The organism is Pantoea sp. AS142 (genome assembly GCF_037152305.1).
In the GTDB taxonomy this organism is placed as follows: Bacteria; Pseudomonadota; Gammaproteobacteria; order Enterobacterales; family Enterobacteriaceae; genus Pantoea.
On sequence record NZ_JBBCMO010000002.1, the window covers coordinates 291796 to 310083 of the forward strand.

General features: G+C 52.6%; 11 protein-coding genes. 2 read left to right on the plus strand and 9 right to left on the minus strand.

Annotated elements, in window-relative coordinates; genetic code table 11:
* Positions 1 to 252 precede the first annotated feature (252 nt).
* The 6 genes from yfaE to ubiG form a co-directional block, all read right to left on the minus strand.
* The gene (gene yfaE, locus WFO64_RS06465; RefSeq protein ID WP_337010009.1) at positions 253 to 513 is read right to left on the minus strand and encodes a class I ribonucleotide reductase maintenance protein YfaE; all 261 of its coding nucleotides are present in this window, start codon (positions 511 to 513) and stop codon (positions 253 to 255) included.
* 2 nt (positions 514 to 515) lie between these two features.
* The gene (gene nrdB / locus WFO64_RS06470) at positions 516 to 1646 is read right to left on the minus strand and encodes a class Ia ribonucleoside-diphosphate reductase subunit beta (protein ID WP_337010011.1); all 1131 of its coding nucleotides are present in this window, start codon (positions 1644 to 1646) and stop codon (positions 516 to 518) included.
* 72 nt (positions 1647 to 1718) lie between these two features.
* Positions 1719 to 4004: a class 1a ribonucleoside-diphosphate reductase subunit alpha gene (nrdA, locus tag WFO64_RS06475; RefSeq protein ID WP_337010013.1), complete on the minus strand. Its 2286-nt coding sequence runs from the start codon at positions 4002 to 4004 to the stop codon at positions 1719 to 1721.
* A gap of 297 nt (positions 4005 to 4301) precedes the next feature.
* Positions 4302 to 4460, minus strand: a complete 159-nt coding sequence (locus WFO64_RS06480) for a hypothetical protein (protein WP_337010015.1) — start codon at positions 4458 to 4460, stop codon at positions 4302 to 4304.
* Positions 4461 to 4541: 81 nt separating this feature from the next.
* Positions 4542 to 5873 (minus strand): gluconate:H+ symporter, encoded by a 1332-nt coding sequence (locus WFO64_RS06485; protein WP_337010017.1) that lies wholly within the window; start codon positions 5871 to 5873, stop codon positions 4542 to 4544.
* 582 nt (positions 5874 to 6455) lie between these two features.
* On the minus strand, positions 6456 to 7181 hold the full coding sequence (ubiG, locus tag WFO64_RS06490) for a bifunctional 2-polyprenyl-6-hydroxyphenol methylase/3-demethylubiquinol 3-O-methyltransferase UbiG (RefSeq protein WP_337010019.1): 726 nt from the start codon (positions 7179 to 7181) through the stop codon (positions 6456 to 6458).
* Positions 7182 to 7358: 177 nt separating this feature from the next.
* Here ubiG and gyrA point away from each other — a divergent pair, with 177 nt between their 5' ends.
* The gene (gene gyrA / locus WFO64_RS06495) at positions 7359 to 10031 is read left to right on the plus strand and encodes a DNA topoisomerase (ATP-hydrolyzing) subunit A (RefSeq protein ID WP_337010021.1); all 2673 of its coding nucleotides are present in this window, start codon (positions 7359 to 7361) and stop codon (positions 10029 to 10031) included.
* 435 nt (positions 10032 to 10466) lie between these two features.
* The gene (gene rcsC, locus WFO64_RS06500; protein ID WP_337010023.1) at positions 10467 to 13319 is read left to right on the plus strand and encodes a two-component system sensor histidine kinase RcsC; all 2853 of its coding nucleotides are present in this window, start codon (positions 10467 to 10469) and stop codon (positions 13317 to 13319) included.
* 53 nt (positions 13320 to 13372) lie between these two features.
* Here the strand turns inward: rcsC and rcsB are convergent, their stop codons facing one another.
* From rcsB to WFO64_RS06515, 3 genes are read right to left on the minus strand one after another with little or no spacing between them, the layout of a single operon-like run.
* A complete protein-coding gene (gene rcsB, locus WFO64_RS06505) occupies positions 13373 to 14023 on the minus strand; it encodes a response regulator transcription factor RcsB (RefSeq protein WP_009089068.1) in 651 nt (216 codons plus the stop codon).
* A 1-nt stretch (position 14024) separates the two neighbouring features.
* Positions 14025 to 16682, minus strand: a complete 2658-nt coding sequence (rcsD, locus tag WFO64_RS06510) for a phosphotransferase RcsD (RefSeq protein ID WP_337010026.1) — start codon at positions 16680 to 16682, stop codon at positions 14025 to 14027.
* 19 nt (positions 16683 to 16701) lie between these two features.
* Positions 16702 to 17856: an MFS transporter gene (locus WFO64_RS06515; protein ID WP_337010028.1), complete on the minus strand. Its 1155-nt coding sequence runs from the start codon at positions 17854 to 17856 to the stop codon at positions 16702 to 16704.
* Between the last annotated feature and the right edge of the window lie 432 nt (positions 17857 to 18288).

Sequence of the window (18288 nt, forward strand, 5' to 3'; positions counted from 1 at the left end):
AGTGAAAATAAAACGGGCGCCTGAGGCGCCCGTTTTGTATGTGATTGCGAATTACCCCTTGCAGGGTCATTTTCACAGCAATGAACAAGCTCAAAGCGCGGGAAACACGGGCAGAGGAGGAAAGCGTCCCGCGCCATGGACGGCGCGGGCCGAGCTGTCAGGGACGACGCTTTTTGCGTCTTTCCGATCTGACCGTGTTCCGTAAGCTGACGCGATCCCAGAGCAAATCAAGCCAGACTTGTTCCGCCTCAGTTACAACTCAAGCTCAATCTCGCCTTTGGCTTTGCAGCAGCAGGGCAGAATCTCATCCTGCTGCAAAAAGGCCAGCGGCTGCTGTGGGTAATGCACTTCGCCTTTCAGCAGCCGCATCCGGCAGGAGCCGCAATAACCTTCGCGACACTGAAACTCCACGCAGAGATTATTGGCTTCCAGTAGCGTCAGCAGATTGGTGTGCTCGTCTGTGCATTCCAGCCGGGTGCCGGAGCTGCGCAGAATAACAACGTCGCGGCTCATGATTAAAGCTGGAAGTCGTCGAAGTCATTAGCGCCAACTTCAGAATCGATCTGACCCACCAGATAGGAGCTTACTTCCACTTCCTGCGGCGCAACCTGAACGTTGTCAGAAACCAGCCAGGAGTTAATCCACGGAATCGGATTCGAACGCGTCTGGAAGGGCAGATCAAGGCCAACAGCCTGCATACGGATATTGGTGATGTACTCGATGTACTGGCAGAGAATATCTTTGTTCAGGCCGATCATTGAGCCGCCGCTGAACAGATATTCCGCCCACTCTTTCTCCTGAAGCGCCGCCTTTTTGAACAGATCGAAGCACTCTTCACGGCATTCAGCCGCAATCTCTTTCATCTCAGGATCATCTTCACCACTACGCAGCAGATTCAGCATGTGCTGGGTGCCGGTCAGGTGCAGTGCTTCATCGCGGGCGATCAGCTTGATGATTTTGGCGTTGCCTTCCATCAGCTCACGCTCGGCGAAAGCAAATGAACAGGCGAAGCTGACATAGAAACGGATCGCTTCCAGCGCATTGACGCTCATCAGGCAGATATAGAGTTGCTTTTTCAGGGCGCGCAGGCTGACCACAACCGGTTTGCCGTTGACCTGATGCGTACCCTCACCCAGCTGATGCCAGTAGTTGGTCATCTCAATCAGATCGTCGTAATAGCGTGAAATATCCTGGGCGCGCGCCAGAATCTGCTCATTGGTAACGATATCGTCAAACACCACCGCAGGATCGTTAACGATGTTACGGATAATGTGGGTGTAAGAACGGGAGTGGATGGTTTCGGAGAACGCCCAGGTTTCAATCCAGGTCTCCAGTTCAGGAATCGAGATCAGTGGCAGCAGCGCGACGTTCGGGCTACGCCCCTGAATCGAATCCAGTAGCGTCTGATACTTCAGGTTGCTGATGAAGATGTGTTTTTCGTGATCCGGCAGCGCCTGATAGTCGATGCGATCGCGTGAGACATCAACCTCTTCCGGGCGCCAGAAGAAGGAGAGCTGCTTTTCGATCAGCTTTTCAAAGATGTCATATTTTTGCTGATCGAAGCGCGCCACGTTGACTGACTGACCGAAAAACATCGGCTCTTTCAGCTGATCATTTTTGTTCTGTGAGAAAGTGGAGTAAGCCATAAAAGTTGTCCAAAAGTAGACGAAGCCAGGCCTCGTGAAATGAATGAGGCGGGAGACGCTCCCGCCTGACCATTAGATCTTACAGGCGCCGCTCTCGCAGCCATCATCCTGGATAGAAGGTGCCAGGTCATCCTGCGCATCTTCAGCACCGTCACGGGTGTTCTGATAGTAAAGCGTTTTCACACCGAACTTGTACGCCGTCAGCAGATCTTTCAGCAGCTGTTTCATCGGTACTTTACCGTTGGCAAAGCGTGACGGATCGTAGTTGGTGTTGGACGAAATCGCCTGATCGATGAATTTCTGCATCAGACCCACCAGTTGCAGGTAGCCGTCGTTGTTTGGCATTTCCCACAGCAGTTCGTACTGATCTTTCAGACGCTCATACTCCGGCACCACCTGACGCAGGATGCCATCTTTCGACGCTTTGATGCTGATGTGACCGCGTGGCGGCTCAATACCGTTGGTGGCATTGGAGATCTGCGACGAGGTTTCAGACGGCATCAGCGCAGACAGGGTCGAGTTGCGCAGGCCGTGCGTTTTAATTTCTTCACGCAGGCTCTCCCAGTCGAGATGCAGCGGTTCGTTGCTGATCGCGTCCAGGTCTTTCTTATAGGTGTCGATTGGCAGAATGCCCTGCGCATAGGTGGTTTCATTGAACCACGGGCAGGCACCTTGCTCTTTCGCCAGCGCGTTAGACGCTTTCAGCAGGTAATACTGAATCGCTTCAAAGGTTTTGTGCGTCAGCCCATTGGCGCTGCCATCGGAGTAGCGGACACCGTGTTTCGCCAGATAGTAAGCGTAGTTAATCACGCCGATACCCAGCGTACGACGACCCATCGCGCCACGCTGGGCGGCTGGAATCGGGTAATCCTGATAGTCGAGCAGGGCGTCAAGCGCACGCACCGCCAGGGTCGCCAGCTCTTCCAGATCGTCGAGGCTTTCGATAGCACCGAGGTTGAACGCAGAGAGCGTACAGAGGGCAATCTCACCATTTTCGTCGTTAACATCTTCCAGCGGTTTGGTCGGCAGGGCGATTTCCAGGCAGAGATTAGACTGGCGAACCGGCGCAATGCGCGGGTCAAATGGGCTGTGGGTGTTGCAGTGATCGACGTTCTGAATGTAGATACGACCAGTTGAAGCACGTTCCTGCATCATCAGCGAGAAGAGATCGACCGCTTTAACACGCTGCTTGCGGATGCTCTGATCCTGCTCATATTTGGTATAGAGGCGTTCAAACTCATCCTGATCGGCAAAGAATGCGTCATAAAGGCCAGGCACGTCAGACGGGCTAAACAGGGTGATATCTTCGCCTTTGAGCAGGCGCTGATACATCAGCTTGTTGAGCTGCACGCCATAGTCCATGTGACGCACGCGATTGCCTTCAACACCACGGTTGTTTTTCAGTACCAGCAGGCTTTCGATTTCCAGATGCCACATCGGGTAGAACAGCGTGGCTGCACCACCCCGTACGCCGCCCTGAGAACAGGACTTCACCGCAGTCTGGAAATGCTTGTAGAACGGAATACAGCCGGTGTGGAACGCTTCACCGCCCCGAATCGGGCTGCCTAGCGCACGGATACGACCGGCATTAATGCCGATACCGGCACGCTGAGAGACATATTTCACAATAGCGCTGGAGGTGGCGTTGATGGAGTCCAGGCTGTCGCCACATTCAATTAGCACGCAGGAGCTGAACTGACGTGTTGGGGTGCGCACGCCAGACATGATTGGCGTCGGCAGTGAGATTTTAAACGTCGAGATCGCATCATAGAAGCGCTTGATGTAATCCATACGTGTGTCGCGCGGGTAGCCGGAGAAGAGGCAGGCGGCCACCAGAATGTAGAGGAACTGTGCGCTCTCGTAGATTTCACCCGAGACGCGGTTCTGCACCAGATATTTACCTTCCAGCTGCTTCACTGCAGCATAGGAGAAGTTCATGTCACGCCAGTGGTCGAGGAACTCGTCCATCTGCGCAAACTCTTCCTGGCTGTAATCTTCCAGCAGGTGGCGATCATATTTACCCATGTCGACCATCTTAACGACCTGGTCATAGAGCTTTGGCGGTTCAAACTGACCATACGCTTTTTTGCGCAGGTGGAAGATCGCCAGGCGGGCAGCCATGTACTGATAGTCAGGGGCATCGCGAGAGATGAGGTCTGCTGCGGCCTTGATGATGGTCTCATGAATGTCAGAAGTTCTGATGCCATCATAGAACTGAATGTGAGAGCGCAGTTCCACCTGTGAAACTGAGACGTTGTTCAGCCCTTCAGCTGCCCAGTCCAGCACACGGTGAATTTTGTCGAGGTCAATGCGCTCCTGGCGGCCATCGCGTTTAGTAACGAGCAGACTCTGGTTCATGTCGCGTTTTTACCTTTGCGTGAGTATCCAAAAATTAAAAGAAATCCCGGTTTATACACAGCCTATTCATTGTGAATAATATGTGGATAAACACTACATCTAGGGGGTGGTGGGAAAAGCCATAACTACATGAGGGCATATTTTAGTATTTTACCGCCGCTTAACAAGAGCAAATAATGATGGCTGGAGGGGTTGTAATTCTTGTGAAATTTCTTAGCCCACGCCTTGTAAGGCCTGGCATCATGTCAACCAGATCACACTTTTTTTTCTTAATTTGATCAGACGCGTATTTCTTATTCAATCTTCAGGATTCAGCAGAAAAAGGGATGAAAAATGGGTAAAAGCCGCTACCGGGTTGCTGGGAGCGGGCCAGGCCGTTGCCGTTGTTTCTGACAGCTCACCGCCCTGGCTGCGTAACTCTCTGGCACACAACAGAATGCCGTAATGTGAGTTCACGTGCGGCGCTCTCTTTTCGCCAGGGAAGTAAGCAACGTGAACAACCTCTGACGTGAATCCTTCACGGCAGAGGCGGAAAAACTAAATAAGCTGGCTGATCAGGATGACCATGCCCAGACCCACGACCGAGTTAATCAATTCCAGCAGCCCCCAGGTTTTAAAGGTATCTTTCATTGAAATACCAAAGGTTTCTTTGAACAGTAAAAAGCCACCGTCATACATCAGCGTGATGGTGTTACTGCCACAGGCTACGGCAAGCACCATCAGCGCCGGATTAAGTTGAAATGCCTCGATCATCGGGGCCACGATGCCTGCTGACGTGATGGCGGCTACCGCGCCCTGACCAGTAAGAATGCGGATCACTGCAGTGATTAACCAGGCAATAATAAAAGGTGAAAAGGGCACATGACTCATGAGGTGAACAATGCTGTCACCCACATCAGAATCGATGATCACCTGCTTGAGGATGCCGCCTGCGCTGATAACAAAGAGAACGTTTGAAATTTGTGAAATCGAGTGACTGACGTGCTGCGTTATGTCTTCGGAGGTCATCCCCCGTTTGACACCCAGAAACCACATCGCTGCCAGCGTGGCGAAAAGCATGCTGATCTCCGCACTGCCAAGCAGTTTAAAGACGCGTGTCAGCTCGGCGCCCTCTCCGGCCAGGGGTTTGACCACTGAAGCCAGGATCATCAGCATCGCAGGGATCAGTGGGATCAGAATACTGATTTTGAAAGAAGGAAGGTTTTCAGGTGCCCGCTCTTTTATCGGTTTGATCATTGAATTAAGCGGTATACGGCTGATACCCGGCAGGAAACGTGGCAGTAAAACGCCCGCGCAAAAAAGCGCAGGGATAATCACCACGATGCCGTAAAGATAGACCTGAACGATATCTGCGTTAAATGCGCTGATCAGGGCAACCGGCCCCGGTTGGGGTGGAAACAAGCTATGTCCCATGGTTGCGCCGACCACCGTCGGAATGACCAGTTTCATATAAGGGATATCCGCTTTTTTTGCAATGTTCAGCACCAGGGGCATGGCAATCAGGAAGGCGACCTCGTAGAACATGGCAATACCGAATATGACGCCGATAAACATCAGTCCGGTCGAGAGGAAGCGGGTGCCACAATGGCAGATGACGGTATCCGCTATTTGCTGGCTGGCACCTGATTCGGTCATGAACTTGCCAATAATCGCGCCGAATATGATGATCAGCGCCAGGTGGCCCATGATACTGCCGATACCCTGTTGTGCTACCCCGACAATTTTATCTAACGGAATGCCAACCATGATGGCAACAAACATGCCTGCAATCAGCAGTGAAAAAACGTTATGAAATTTATATTTCAGATTGAGTACGATTAATATCGCAATACCGGCTAATACCCAAAACAGCGATAAAAAGGGCGACATGGTTATCCTTAACATTGATTACGTTGATTTTATTCAGGCAGCAATGACTGCCCATTATTATTCTGGTTAATGCTGAGTATCCGATTGTGCTGCCATTCTAGTATATTAAATTAATGGGTGAGGTTTTTTGAAGCATGTCACACAGTGTTAAAAGCATCCTGTCAGATCGGTATGAGATATTGGCTATCGAAGAACATTCATCGCTAAATTAATTATTATCACGTTGTTATTATTGATTTTTTTAAATTATTTACGTTGAAATTAAAGGGTTTTTTACGATCGTGTTTTAGTGAGTGGCTTAATTTATTTACCTGAAATGAGGCGAGCATTAAAAAATTACTTTAATCCGCTTGATGTATCAAAAAGAGATTTTATTCTGTTTTCGCGATTAATGTTATCGTCATGTACCGAGGAAATTCATGAGGCAGATGAGTGAAAAGAACTAATGTATGTTTTTTTCTATCGTTTATAGCTGAAGAAGTTCAGCACTGAGTGTAAATAATTAAGCAGCGCGTGTAAAAGTGCTATTAACGCAACGCCGACTTTAATATTACCCGCCTGTGGTCAGGCGGGTAATATCAGTTAGATGGCGCGATGGGTATGCACCATATAATTAACGTCGGTGCCCGGAGCCAGTTTAAAGCGGTTTGTTACCGGATTATAGTGCAGGCCAATGATGTGGCGTTCACGCAGGGCAGTTTCATCGACCCAGCCAAGCAGCTCGGAAGGACGGATGAATTTCTTCACGTCGTGGGTGCCGCGCGGCAACATGCGCAACACATATTCCGCGCCGAATACCGCCAGCAGCCAGGCTTTTGGATTGCGGTTCAGCGTAGAGAAAAAGACTTCGCCGCCTGGCTTGACCAGCTGCGCGCAGGCATGAACCACCGAACGCGGGTCCGGCACGTGTTCCAGCATCTCCATGCAGGTGACCACATCATATTTGCCGGCATGTTGCTCCGCATGCGCTTCCACAGTCTGCTGCACGTAGTCCAGCGTGACACCGCTCTCCAGAGCATGCAGGCGCGCCACGGCCAGCGGTTCCGCGCCCATGTCCAGGCCGGTGACTACCGCGCCTTCACGCGCCATGCTTTCGGCTAAAATGCCGCCGCCGCATCCAACGTCGAGCACGGTTTTACCGAACAAGCCATTGCTGTGCTGCGCGATATAGCCCAGACGCAGCGGGTTGATACGGTGCAACGGTTTAAATTCACCCTCCAGATCCCACCAGCGCGAGGCAACAGCCTCAAACTTGGCAATTTCCTGCGCATCGACGTTCTGCTGATGATTCTGCGGTTGTGCATTCATTGAATCGTAACTCCTGACAAAATGTGCCCACAGTATAAACGGTTAACCGCGGATGGCCCACCTTTCAGGGGCAATGAAAAGCGGGGGAAATCGGTGGTTAACGTTCACCAGAGCATTGCAGTGTGATATACTTTCGCACCTTTAAAATCCGGGATTAAGTAGAGGGATAGCGGCTCCATGAGCGACCTTGCGAGAGAAATTACACCGGTCAATATCGAAGAAGAATTAAAAAATTCTTATCTCGGTTACGCCATGTCGGTCATCGTTGGCCGAGCTTTACCCGATGTGCGTGATGGCCTGAAGCCGGTTCATCGTCGCGTACTTTTTGCGATGAGCGTACTGGGTAACGACTGGAACAAACCCTATAAAAAATCTGCCCGCGTCGTCGGTGACGTTATCGGTAAATATCACCCGCATGGTGATTCTGCCGTTTACGACACCATTGTACGTATGGCCCAGCCTTTCTCCCTGCGTTACATGCTGGTGGACGGACAAGGCAACTTCGGTTCCATCGACGGCGACTCTGCCGCGGCGATGCGTTATACCGAAATTCGCATGTCGAAAATCGCCCACGACCTGTTAGCTGACCTGGAAAAAGAGACCGTCGATTTTGTGCCGAACTACGACGGCACTGAGCAGATCCCTGAAGTTCTGCCGACCAAAATCCCTAACTTGCTGGTCAACGGTTCCTCCGGTATCGCCGTAGGTATGGCAACCAATATTCCGCCGCATAACCTGCGTGAAGTGATTAACGGCTGCCTGGCTTATATTGACGATGAGAACATCAGCATTGAAGCGCTGATGGAGCACATTCCGGGGCCTGATTTCCCGACCGCCGCCATCATCAATGGTCGCCGTGGCATTGAAGAAGCGTACCGCACCGGACGCGGTAAAATTTATATTCGTGCGCGTGGCGAAGTGGAAGCCGATGCTAAAACGGGCCGCGAGACCATCATCATTCATGAGCTGCCGTATCAGGTTAACAAAGCACGCTTGATTGAGAAGATTGCGGAGCTGGTGAAAGAGAAGCGTGTCGAAGGCATCAGCGCACTGCGCGATGAGTCTGATAAAGACGGCATGCGTATCGTGATCGAGATTAAGCGCGACGCGGTGGGTGAAGTGGTACTGAATAATCTCTATTCACTGACCCAGCTGCAGACCTCGTTTGGCATCAATATGGTCGCCTTGCATCAGGGTCAGCCAAAGATTATGGCGCTGAAGGAGATTCTGGACGCCTTTGTTCGCCATCGTCGCGAAGTCGTCACGCGTCGTACCATCTTTGAACTGCGCAAGGCCCGTGACCGTGCGCATATTCTGGAAGGTCTGGCGATTGCGCTGGCGAATATCGATCCGATCATTGAGCTGATTCGTCGGGCACCTAACCCGGCCGAAGCGAAAGCAGGTCTGATTGCCCAGGCGTGGGATCTCGGTAACGTGTCAGCGATGCTGGCGCGTGCGGGTGATGACGCCGCTCGACCGGAGTGGCTGGAGCCGCAGTACGGCATCCGTGAGGGTCAGTACTATCTGACTGAGCAGCAGGCTCAGGCGATTCTGGATCTGCGTCTGCAGAAACTGACCGGCCTTGAGCACGAGAAGTTGCTGGATGAGTATAAAGCGCTGCTGGAGCAGATCGCTGAGTTACTGCACATTCTGTCGAGCGCTGAGCGTCTGATGGAAGTGATTCGCGAAGAGCTTGAGTTGATGCGTGATCAGTTTGGTGATGAACGTCGTACAGAGATTACGGCTAACACCGCTGATATTAATATCGAAGACCTGATCAATCAGGAAGATGTTGTGGTGACGTTGTCGCATCAGGGCTATGTGAAGTATCAGCCGCTGACCGACTATGAAGCGCAGCGTCGTGGTGGTAAGGGCAAGTCAGCTGCACGTATCAAAGAAGAGGACTTCATTGATCGTCTGCTGGTGGCCAATACCCATGACACGATTCTTTGCTTCTCCAGTCGTGGCCGTCTCTACTGGATGAAGGTTTATCAGTTGCCGGAAGCAAGCCGTGGCGCGCGTGGACGTCCTATCGTCAACCTGCTGCCGCTGGAAGCCAACGAGCGTATTACTGCGATTCTGCCGGTACGTGAGTATACCGAAGGCTTCAATATCTTTATGGCGACCGCCCTGGGTACCGTGAAGAAGACCGCACTGAAAGAGTTCAGCCGTCCACGCAGCGCGGGCATTATTGCTGTGAACCTGCGTGACGACGATGAGCTGATTGGTGTGGCGCTGACCAACGGTAACGACGAAGCGATGCTGTTCTCAGCAGCCGGTAAAGTGGTGCGCTTCGCAGAAACCGCCGTCCGTGCGATGGGGCGTACCGCCTCTGGCGTACGCGGTATCAAGCTGGCTGAAGGTGACCGCGTGGTTTCTCTGATTGTGCCGCGTGAAGAGGGTGCAATTATGACCGTGACGCAGAATGGTTACGGTAAGCGTACTGCCAACAGCGAATACCCGACCAAGTCGCGAGCGACGCAGGGTGTGATTTCAATCAAAGTGACCGAACGTAATGGTCCGGTGATTGGCGCGGTTCAGGTCGTCGATGGCGATCAGATTATGATGATCACTGATGCCGGTACGCTGGTGCGTACCCGTGTTTCAGAAGTCAGCGTCGTGGGTCGTAATACCCAGGGGGTGATTCTGATTCGTACCGCAGAGGATGAGAACGTCGTGGGCCTGCAGCGGGTTGCCGAACCGGTTGAAGAAGAAGAGCTGGATTCAATTGACGGTAGCGTGGCAGAAGGCGAGGAAGATCTTGCACCGGAAGCAGAGATCGATGATGAAGAGATTGCACCGGATGCGGATGTTGAAGACGAAGACGACGCGGCTGAAGACGAAGAGTAATTTGTCTGGCATGAGCTGAGCGTTGTTGCAGAAACGGCAGGTCAGGGGAAACCCGGCCTGCCGTTTTTTTTGGAGGTCGGGTGTGGGTGGATGTGAGTCTGGAGCCGCCGAAAGGCCCGCTATGCCCGATCGCAAAGGATTCCCGCATCCCTGCGGCTCGGCCACGCCATCCGTGGCGTGGACGCTTTGCTCTTCGGGCTTAGCGGGTCTTTCTTGTCAGGGCAGCGGTTTGGCTTTTTATTGGTGCGCGTGCGAATGGCTTTGGGTCAGGAGTGAGACTGGTTTATTGAGTCACAGGCAGGGCTTTCGCTATCTTAAAAGATTCCCAAACCGCCCGCTAAGCCAGCGGCTGGCTGGCTTTTTACGTCCGATAAAGCTAGTGTATGAGCATTAAAAATCGATGATGCGACTAACCTTGCCAACTGCGAGTTACTTTTGAAATATCCTGTCTCTTTCCGCACTACGCTTCGTATCTCGCGCTATCTGTTCCGCGCGCTGGCGTTGTTAATCTGGACGCTGGGTGCCGTTCTGACGGCCTTTTACATTATCAGCGTATTGCACAATAAAGAGACGCAGGTACGCCAGGAGTTTGCCAGCAATTACGGATCGATACAGTGGTATGTGCGCCATTCGGCGGACATGATGCGTGAGCTGAAATATATCACCGAGAACCGCTTAACCAACGCCAGTAGCGGCATGGATGTGCTGACCAGCATGATGCCAGGCAAAACAGCGCAGCCACAGTTTACGCCCCTGTTTTCAGATGGCGACTGTACCTCGATGAGCAATACCTGGCGCAACTCGCTCGATTCACTTAGTTACTACATCAACTACTGGAAAAGTAACTTCGCCTCATCGTATGAGCTCAATCGGGTGTTCTTTATCGGTGGCGAGAGCCAGTGTCTGGCCGACTTTACGATTGGCAGCAGCAATGCTGATCGGGAGCGCAGCCTGAAATCATTGCGTGAGAATGTGCTGCGCTACCGCAATAGCAGCGAAGAAGATCGTCGCAATCCGATGTACTGGATCAACAGCAGTGCTCAGCCAGGTGTCGGAACTTTCTATATGGTGGTGCCTGTCTATGTTGCTAATAAGTTGCAGGCTCTGCTGGGTGTTGAGCAGAATATCCGGCTGGATGAGTTTATTCAGCCAGGCAGCCTGCCGATCATCGCGTCCATTACCGATGAAAATTATCGTCCACTGCTTAACTCGCGTCGCGGCGGGCTGGGCTTCTCACTCGACAATCTGCCCGATGATAAAACCTGGTTCGGTTACCTGAATGGTTATCGTCAGCTGGTGTTGAAAAAGCCACTGCCGCCCTCCGATCTTAACGTGGTCTGGTCGATACCCACCGACGTGATGGTCGATCAACTCAAGCTGTTAATCATTAATGCGCTGCTGCTCAATATTTTCAGCGCCGTGATTCTGTTTACCCTCGCCTGGGTATTCGAGCGGCGAATGTTTTTGCCAGCGGAGGAGAATGCGCACCGGCTGGAAGAGCATGAGCAGTTCAACCGTAAGATTGTCGCCTCTGCGCCGGTCGGGATCTGTATTTTACGCACCAGTGACGGTACCAATATTCTGAGTAACGAACTGGCGCACAATTATCTGACGTTGCTGACGCAGGAAGATCGCCTGAGGCTGAATGAGATTATCGGCGGGCAGCAGGTCAACTTTGTCGATGTACTGACCGGCAGCAATACCAACCTGCAAATCAGCTTTGTGCATTCGCGCTATCGTAATGAGAACGTGGCGATTTGTGTGCTGGTCGATGTCTCGGCGCGCGTGCGGATGGAACAATCTCTTCAGGAGATGGCCCACGCGGCAGAGCAGGCCAGCCAGTCAAAATCGATGTTCCTTGCCACGGTCAGTCACGAACTGCGCACGCCGCTTTATGGCATTATCGGCAACCTGGATCTGCTGCAGACCAAAGAGCTACCCAGCGGTATCGACTCGTTGGTAACGGCAATGAATAACTCCTCCAGCCTGCTACTGAAGATTATCAGTGATATTCTCGACTTCTCGAAAATCGAGTCCGAGCAGCTGAAAATTGAGCCGCGTCCATTTGCACCACGTGAAATCGTCACCCACATCGTCGGCAACTATCTGTCGCTGGTGGTGAAGAAGCGGCTTACGCTCTACTGCTTTATCGAACATGATGTTCCGCAGGTGCTGGACGGCGATCCGCTGCGCTTGCAGCAGGTGATCTCGAACCTGCTGAATAACGCGATTAAGTTCACGCACACCGGCTGTATTATCCTGCACGCCTACGTTGCGCAGGGCTATCTGGCATTCCGCGTCCGTGATACCGGCGTCGGCATTCCGGCGAAAGAGCTGCCGCGCCTGTTCGATCCCTTCTTCCAGGTGGGAAATGGCGTGCAGCGTAATTTCCAGGGCACCGGGCTGGGGCTGGCGATCTGTGAAAAGCTGATCAGTATGATGGACGGTGATATTGAGGTCGACTCAGAGCCAGGCATGGGCAGCCAGTTCATTGTGCGTATTCCCATCTACAAAGGGCAGAAGCCGTCACTGATGCTGCTGGAGGATTTACAGGATAAGAAAATCTGGCTGGCGATGCGCAACGACTACCTTGAAGAGTTTATCACGCGTCAGATCCAGCACCATGGCATTCAGGTCGCGGAGTATAACGGTAAGCCAGGTCCCGACGATGTGGTGATGACCGATTACGAACTGGAAATAGATGCGCCGCTGCGCGCGCTGGTCACTTTTAACGGGTCGCATGTGGATATGCCGCGTGAACGTCAGCCCGGACGCTGGATCCACTGTACGGCCACGCTCCATGAGGTGCCGGCGCTGCTGGCACGCATCTATCGGATCGCACTCGGCCACGATGCGGCGGATGCGCTATTGCTGGCTGCACCCGTAGAAGAGAAAGTGCACAACGATGACATCATGGTGCTGATTGTCGATGACCATCCGATTAACCGTATGCTGCTGTCGGAACAGCTTGGCACGCTGGGCTATCAGGTGAAAACTGCGCAGGATGGCGTTGATGCGCTTAATGTACTGAGTCGTAATGAAATCGACATCGTGCTTACCGACGTGAACATGCCGAACATGGATGGTTATCGCCTGACGCAGCGGTTGCGTCAGTTGGGCCATCTCTTCCCGGTCGTCGGCGTGACGGCGAATGCGCTGGCCGAGGAGAAACAGCGTTGTATGGATGCGGGCATGGATAATTGTCTGTCGAAACCGGTGACGTTAGATGTGCTGAAAGTGACGCTGGCAATCTATGCTGAGCGGGTACGTAAAACGCGGATGGGATAGGGCAGGAGAGGACGGAAGCGAGGCGGTGCAGGTTGCACCGCCTCAGATGTCACTTAGTCTCTTTCAACCTGCGTCTGGCTGACAGACGACAGGTAGTTCAGCAGTGCGATATCATTATCCACGCCCAGTTTCATCATTGCTGATTTCTTCTGGCTACTGATGGTTTTGATACTGCGGTTCAGCTTCTTGGCAATTTCGGTAACCAGGAAACCTTCTGCAAACAGACGCAACACTTCGCTCTCTTTTGGGGACAGGCGTTTGTCGCCATAACCCCCCGCGCTAATCTTCTCCAGCAGTTTCGCAACGCTTTCCGGCGTATATTTCTTGCCTTTTTGCAATGCAGCCAGTGCTTTTGGCAGATCAGTTGGCGCGCCCTGTTTCAGGACGATTCCTTCGATATCGAGATCAAGGACTGAACTCAGAATCGCCGGGTTATTGTTCATGGTCAGAACAATAATAGAGAGATCGGGATAGTGACGTTTAATATATTTAATCAGCGTTATACCATCGCCATACTTCTCACCCGGCATCGAGAGGTCGGTGATCAGGACGTTGGCATCAAGCTTGGACAGATTGTTGATCAGTGCTGTTGAGTCTTCGAACTCACCTACAACGTTAACCCATTCAATTTGTTCCAGAGATTTTCGGATACCGAAAAGGACAATTGGATGGTCATCGGCAATAATTACGTTTAAGTTATTCATCTTATTGGTTACCTTGCTGCAGCAGTTGATTGACGTAAGCGTCAATATCACTGGTGGTATTTGTAATGTTTGAATCGTCACACGCTTTAATGTGGTGTTCTAACTCTTCACAAAGCTGTTTGCCGGGAGTCAGATTGAGCATGGCAAACACGCCCTTTAGGCGATGCGCTGTCTGAGCAAGCGAGGCGTAGTCCTTTTCCGCCGACTCAGTATACAGTCTCTTCACATCAACCGGTACTGTCTCCGTAAACAGCTGGAAATAGCCGCCGCTCATCAATGGCGTGGCCGCGTTGTCTTCCATGTCGTTATCCATCACATCATGCGACAGTTGCTTCTCAATCAGGGCCAGCAATGCATCCAGCAGCGCATTACTGAGATTGAAATTGACCCGATACTGCTGGTCGTTCAGTGCATGGTGACCCAGTTCATCTTCCGCCAGCAGCAGTGCCCAGCCGCTGAGTTTCGATGGGTCGTCAGTTACCAGCACATCGTGATCCTGACCGGAGATGCGCTCGTCAGGCGTCAGGCAAAGTGCTCCCCAGTTCTCCAGATGGCGGCAGACAATTTTGTGCACGTCCTCCACGGTGATCTCCACCAGCGCGGTAACGCCATCCAGAATTTTTTCCTCTTCTTCTTCGCGCTTCTGCTCCAGTACCAGCGGCAACTGCATATTGTAGCGCGTGCCGATATCCGCTTTTGCCACGATGTCGAGGCTGCCACCCATCTGTTTGCAGAGCTGTTTACACAGGAAGAACGCCATGCCAGAAGCCTGTCCGTAGCGATCCTGACTGGTATCGCCAAGGAACGGGAAGTCAACATTAGCCAGTTCATCCACGGTCAGGCCCGCACCGGTATCCACCAGTTCGATGATCAATCTATCGGCCTGTTTACCCGCAGCCTTAACTTCCAGGGTGATTTTTCCCCAGCGGGTGGTGGTCAGGGCATAGTGCATCAGCGTGGTCAGCACTTTGCGCAGGGCGCGACGGTCGCCAAATCGCATCTCGTCGTTCGGCTGGTGATTATTCACCACCAGCGACAGCCCTTTGCGGCGCATCAGCGGCAGACTTTCCAGCGCGATCTCATCCAGCAGTTCCTGCAGGTTAAAGTTGGTCGCATCAGGTGACCAGTCGTGCGCTTCAAGCCGGTTCAGCAACACGATATCATCCACCAGCCGTGCCAGCCCCTGACTTTCATCGAGCAGGTCGAGCACGGTCTCATCGGCATCACGCTGGCTGAGCTGTACCAGCTGCGTCACCATCTTCTCCAGTGGCTGATTCAGCGCATGGCCCAGATTGTGCAGCAGTTGCTGCCGCATCTGATGGTTACGATCCAGTACCTGCTGCGCTTTTTGCAGCTTCTTATTCACCAGCAGTTCGCGATCCTGGTCACGCATCATAAATAGCTGAGTATGCGGCGACAGCACGCTGCGGGCGTGACGGATTTCATAGACTTCGTTGTTGATCGTGGCCTGCAGCACGCCCTGATGCTGGTCGGACATATTAATAATCTTCTGCAGATTAAGATGAGGCAAAAGATGTTCAGCAATCTTATTGCTCAGCAGGGTACGGTTGCTGGCAAAGTCATACACCAGCAGGCCGACCGGCAGACTGGCCACAATCTCTTCATTCAATACCCTAAGTGAATCGAGTTCAGCGCTCTGGTTTTCGCTGGGACGCAGTGACTGCTGACGCAGCAGCACGATACCCGCCAGCGACAGCAGGAACAGCAGGAGGTTAATCAGCAATGGCCAGAGCAGGTTATGCAGGCTGTCAATAATCAGACGGCTAATCGGCACCTGATAGACCAGCTGCAGCGAGGTACTGGGCAGGGTGGCCGCAATCTCGATATTGGGGTTAACCAGTGAGATGCGGGTATTTTCCACCTCCTGCTGATCGGCTGTCGTGGCAGGCATTGCGCTATCCTGACGCAACTGGAAGTTTTCCAGCGGCATGTTCTGCGGAACAATATCGTTCACCGGCAGATCAAAGGCGACCACCGTCGCCAGATGACCCGGCTGATTAAAGGTAGTACGCAGCGTGAAATAGTGATCGTTCTGGAAAGCGAGGTGGCGCAGCGGCGAGAAGCTCTCTCGCTCATCCAGCGCATTGGCCTGCTGCAACATTTCAGCACGACGGCCATCCACCATGGAACTGATGGCGCTCTCTTTATAGCGTGTCGCCATATCTTTCAGCGGCAGGGTCGAGATCATAATCAGGCTATTGTCCTGACCATTTAAAAAGTACATCGACCAGGTGGGATTTTCCGCGCCCCATAGCGTGTCGAGATAGTTCGACATCCGCATGGTCATGTCCAGCGTGCTGCTGTCATGTGAGCCGAAAATCAGCGCTTCGGTTTTCCGCCGGGTTTTTTCCAGGTAATAGACGTCAGGACGCAGTCGCGTCTCCTGCAAATTACTGCCTGGTGTTGCACCGGCTGCACTGGTGGAGAGGTTTTCATAGATCTGCCAGGTGGCGAATCGGTAGGCATCAATACGCTTCTGAACGTCACGCGCCAGATTCTCCATGGCATAGCGTTTCCCGGTCAGCCAGGCATTCACCGAGTTATGCACCATAAAGCCCAGTGCCAGCAGGAGCACCAGATTGAAAACCACAAAAAAGCGGGTGACATTGCCGGAGGTCAGTGGAAACTTATACAACATAGCGTGTCGGGTACCTGAATTATCGCGCAACTTTTCGCGCACTGGCGGCTACCGCTAACAGCAACAGGGCGATGACTAAAAATGCGCCGCTGAGGCTGATCCATTGCGAAATGAATCCGATTAAAGCCGGACCTGAGAGAATACCCGCATATCCCAGCGTTGTCATGGCAGAAATCGCCAGGTTCGCAGGCATATCCTGTTGATTCCCGGCAGCATTGAACAACATCGGCACCGTGTTGGATAAACCAAAGCCAACCAGCAGGAAAGCCAGCAGGGCGATCGCCGGCCATGGCAGCCAGACGGCGAGACTCATGCCCACGGCTGCGGTCAGCGCGCCAGTCAGCATCACCGGATAGCGGCCAAACCGCTGGATGATCTTATCGCCGCTAAAACGGCCCAGCGTCATCGCCATGGAAAAGATCGCATAGCCCAGCCCGGCATAAGCGGGTGACATCGCCGGGTTCTGCAACAGCAGTAACGCCCCCCAGTCCAGCACTGCGCCTTCTGCCAGGAACAGGATAAAGCAGAGTATGCCAAGAAACGCGACCCAGCCGCGTGGGATCAAAAGCCAGGGATGATCGGGCTGGTGCAGGCGCTGATTCATCAACACCGGTAGTCGCCACAGCAGCAGCAAAAGCATCACTGCCATTACCACTAGCGTAGCGGTCAGCGGTGTAAAAGACTGGCTCAGCAGCAGGCTGACCGTGCCTGCGCCCAGAATTCCCCCAAGACTGAAGAATCCGTGAAAGCCGGACATCATCGGTTTATTCGCCGCCTGCTCAACCTGCACTGCCTGATAATTCATCGCCACATCCAGCATGCCCAGCCCGGCACCAAAGAGCATCAGCGCAGCCGCCATCACCAGATGAGAGTCAGCCGTCGCCAGCAGCGGCATCATCATCAGCACTAACAGGGTGGAGAAACCCATCACCCCACGGCAGCCAAACCGTGCCACCAGCGTGCCGGTCACCGGCATCGCAGCCAGCGAACCAATTCCCAGACAGAGCAGTAAAGCCCCCAGAGAGGCACCGCTGAGTTGCAGACGATCGCGGGCAAATGGCACCAGCGGTGCCCAGGCTGACATTCCTAACCCATTGATCAAAAAGAGAGTGCGTGTGCCCCAGTTGAGGCGGCTCTGATATTTATGTTGTTGTGCTGCATCCAGTGCGGTCATAGGTCAGATTCATCAATGCTAAAGCGGAAAAGTGTAGCACTAGCCGTGAGTCTGTGGCCGTTGCGTCTCTAATCAGAAAGGGTGCAGCAACATCGTATAAATGACAAAACCGGGAGTTTACCGACTTTTATTACGCTGCGAATTTTTTCCAGAACTTTCCTGGTATAACCACCGCCCTTCCGTAGTGAATTAACCCAAGTTTTACTGAAATTTTTCAAGGGCTTGTTATTAAAAATTGGTTCAGGACCACGCATAAACGATGGCTGACTCGCTTAATAAACAAATTTTTTCAGCGCTCATGTTTACGGAGCGACGATTTTTTACCCTTTCTGCAGCTTTTATAGAAACATTTAGCAACAACGTGACATGGGAAAACAAAAGCAAAGCCTGTTTTTAAAAACCAAAATCGGTATTTTTCTTATGAAAAAAAAT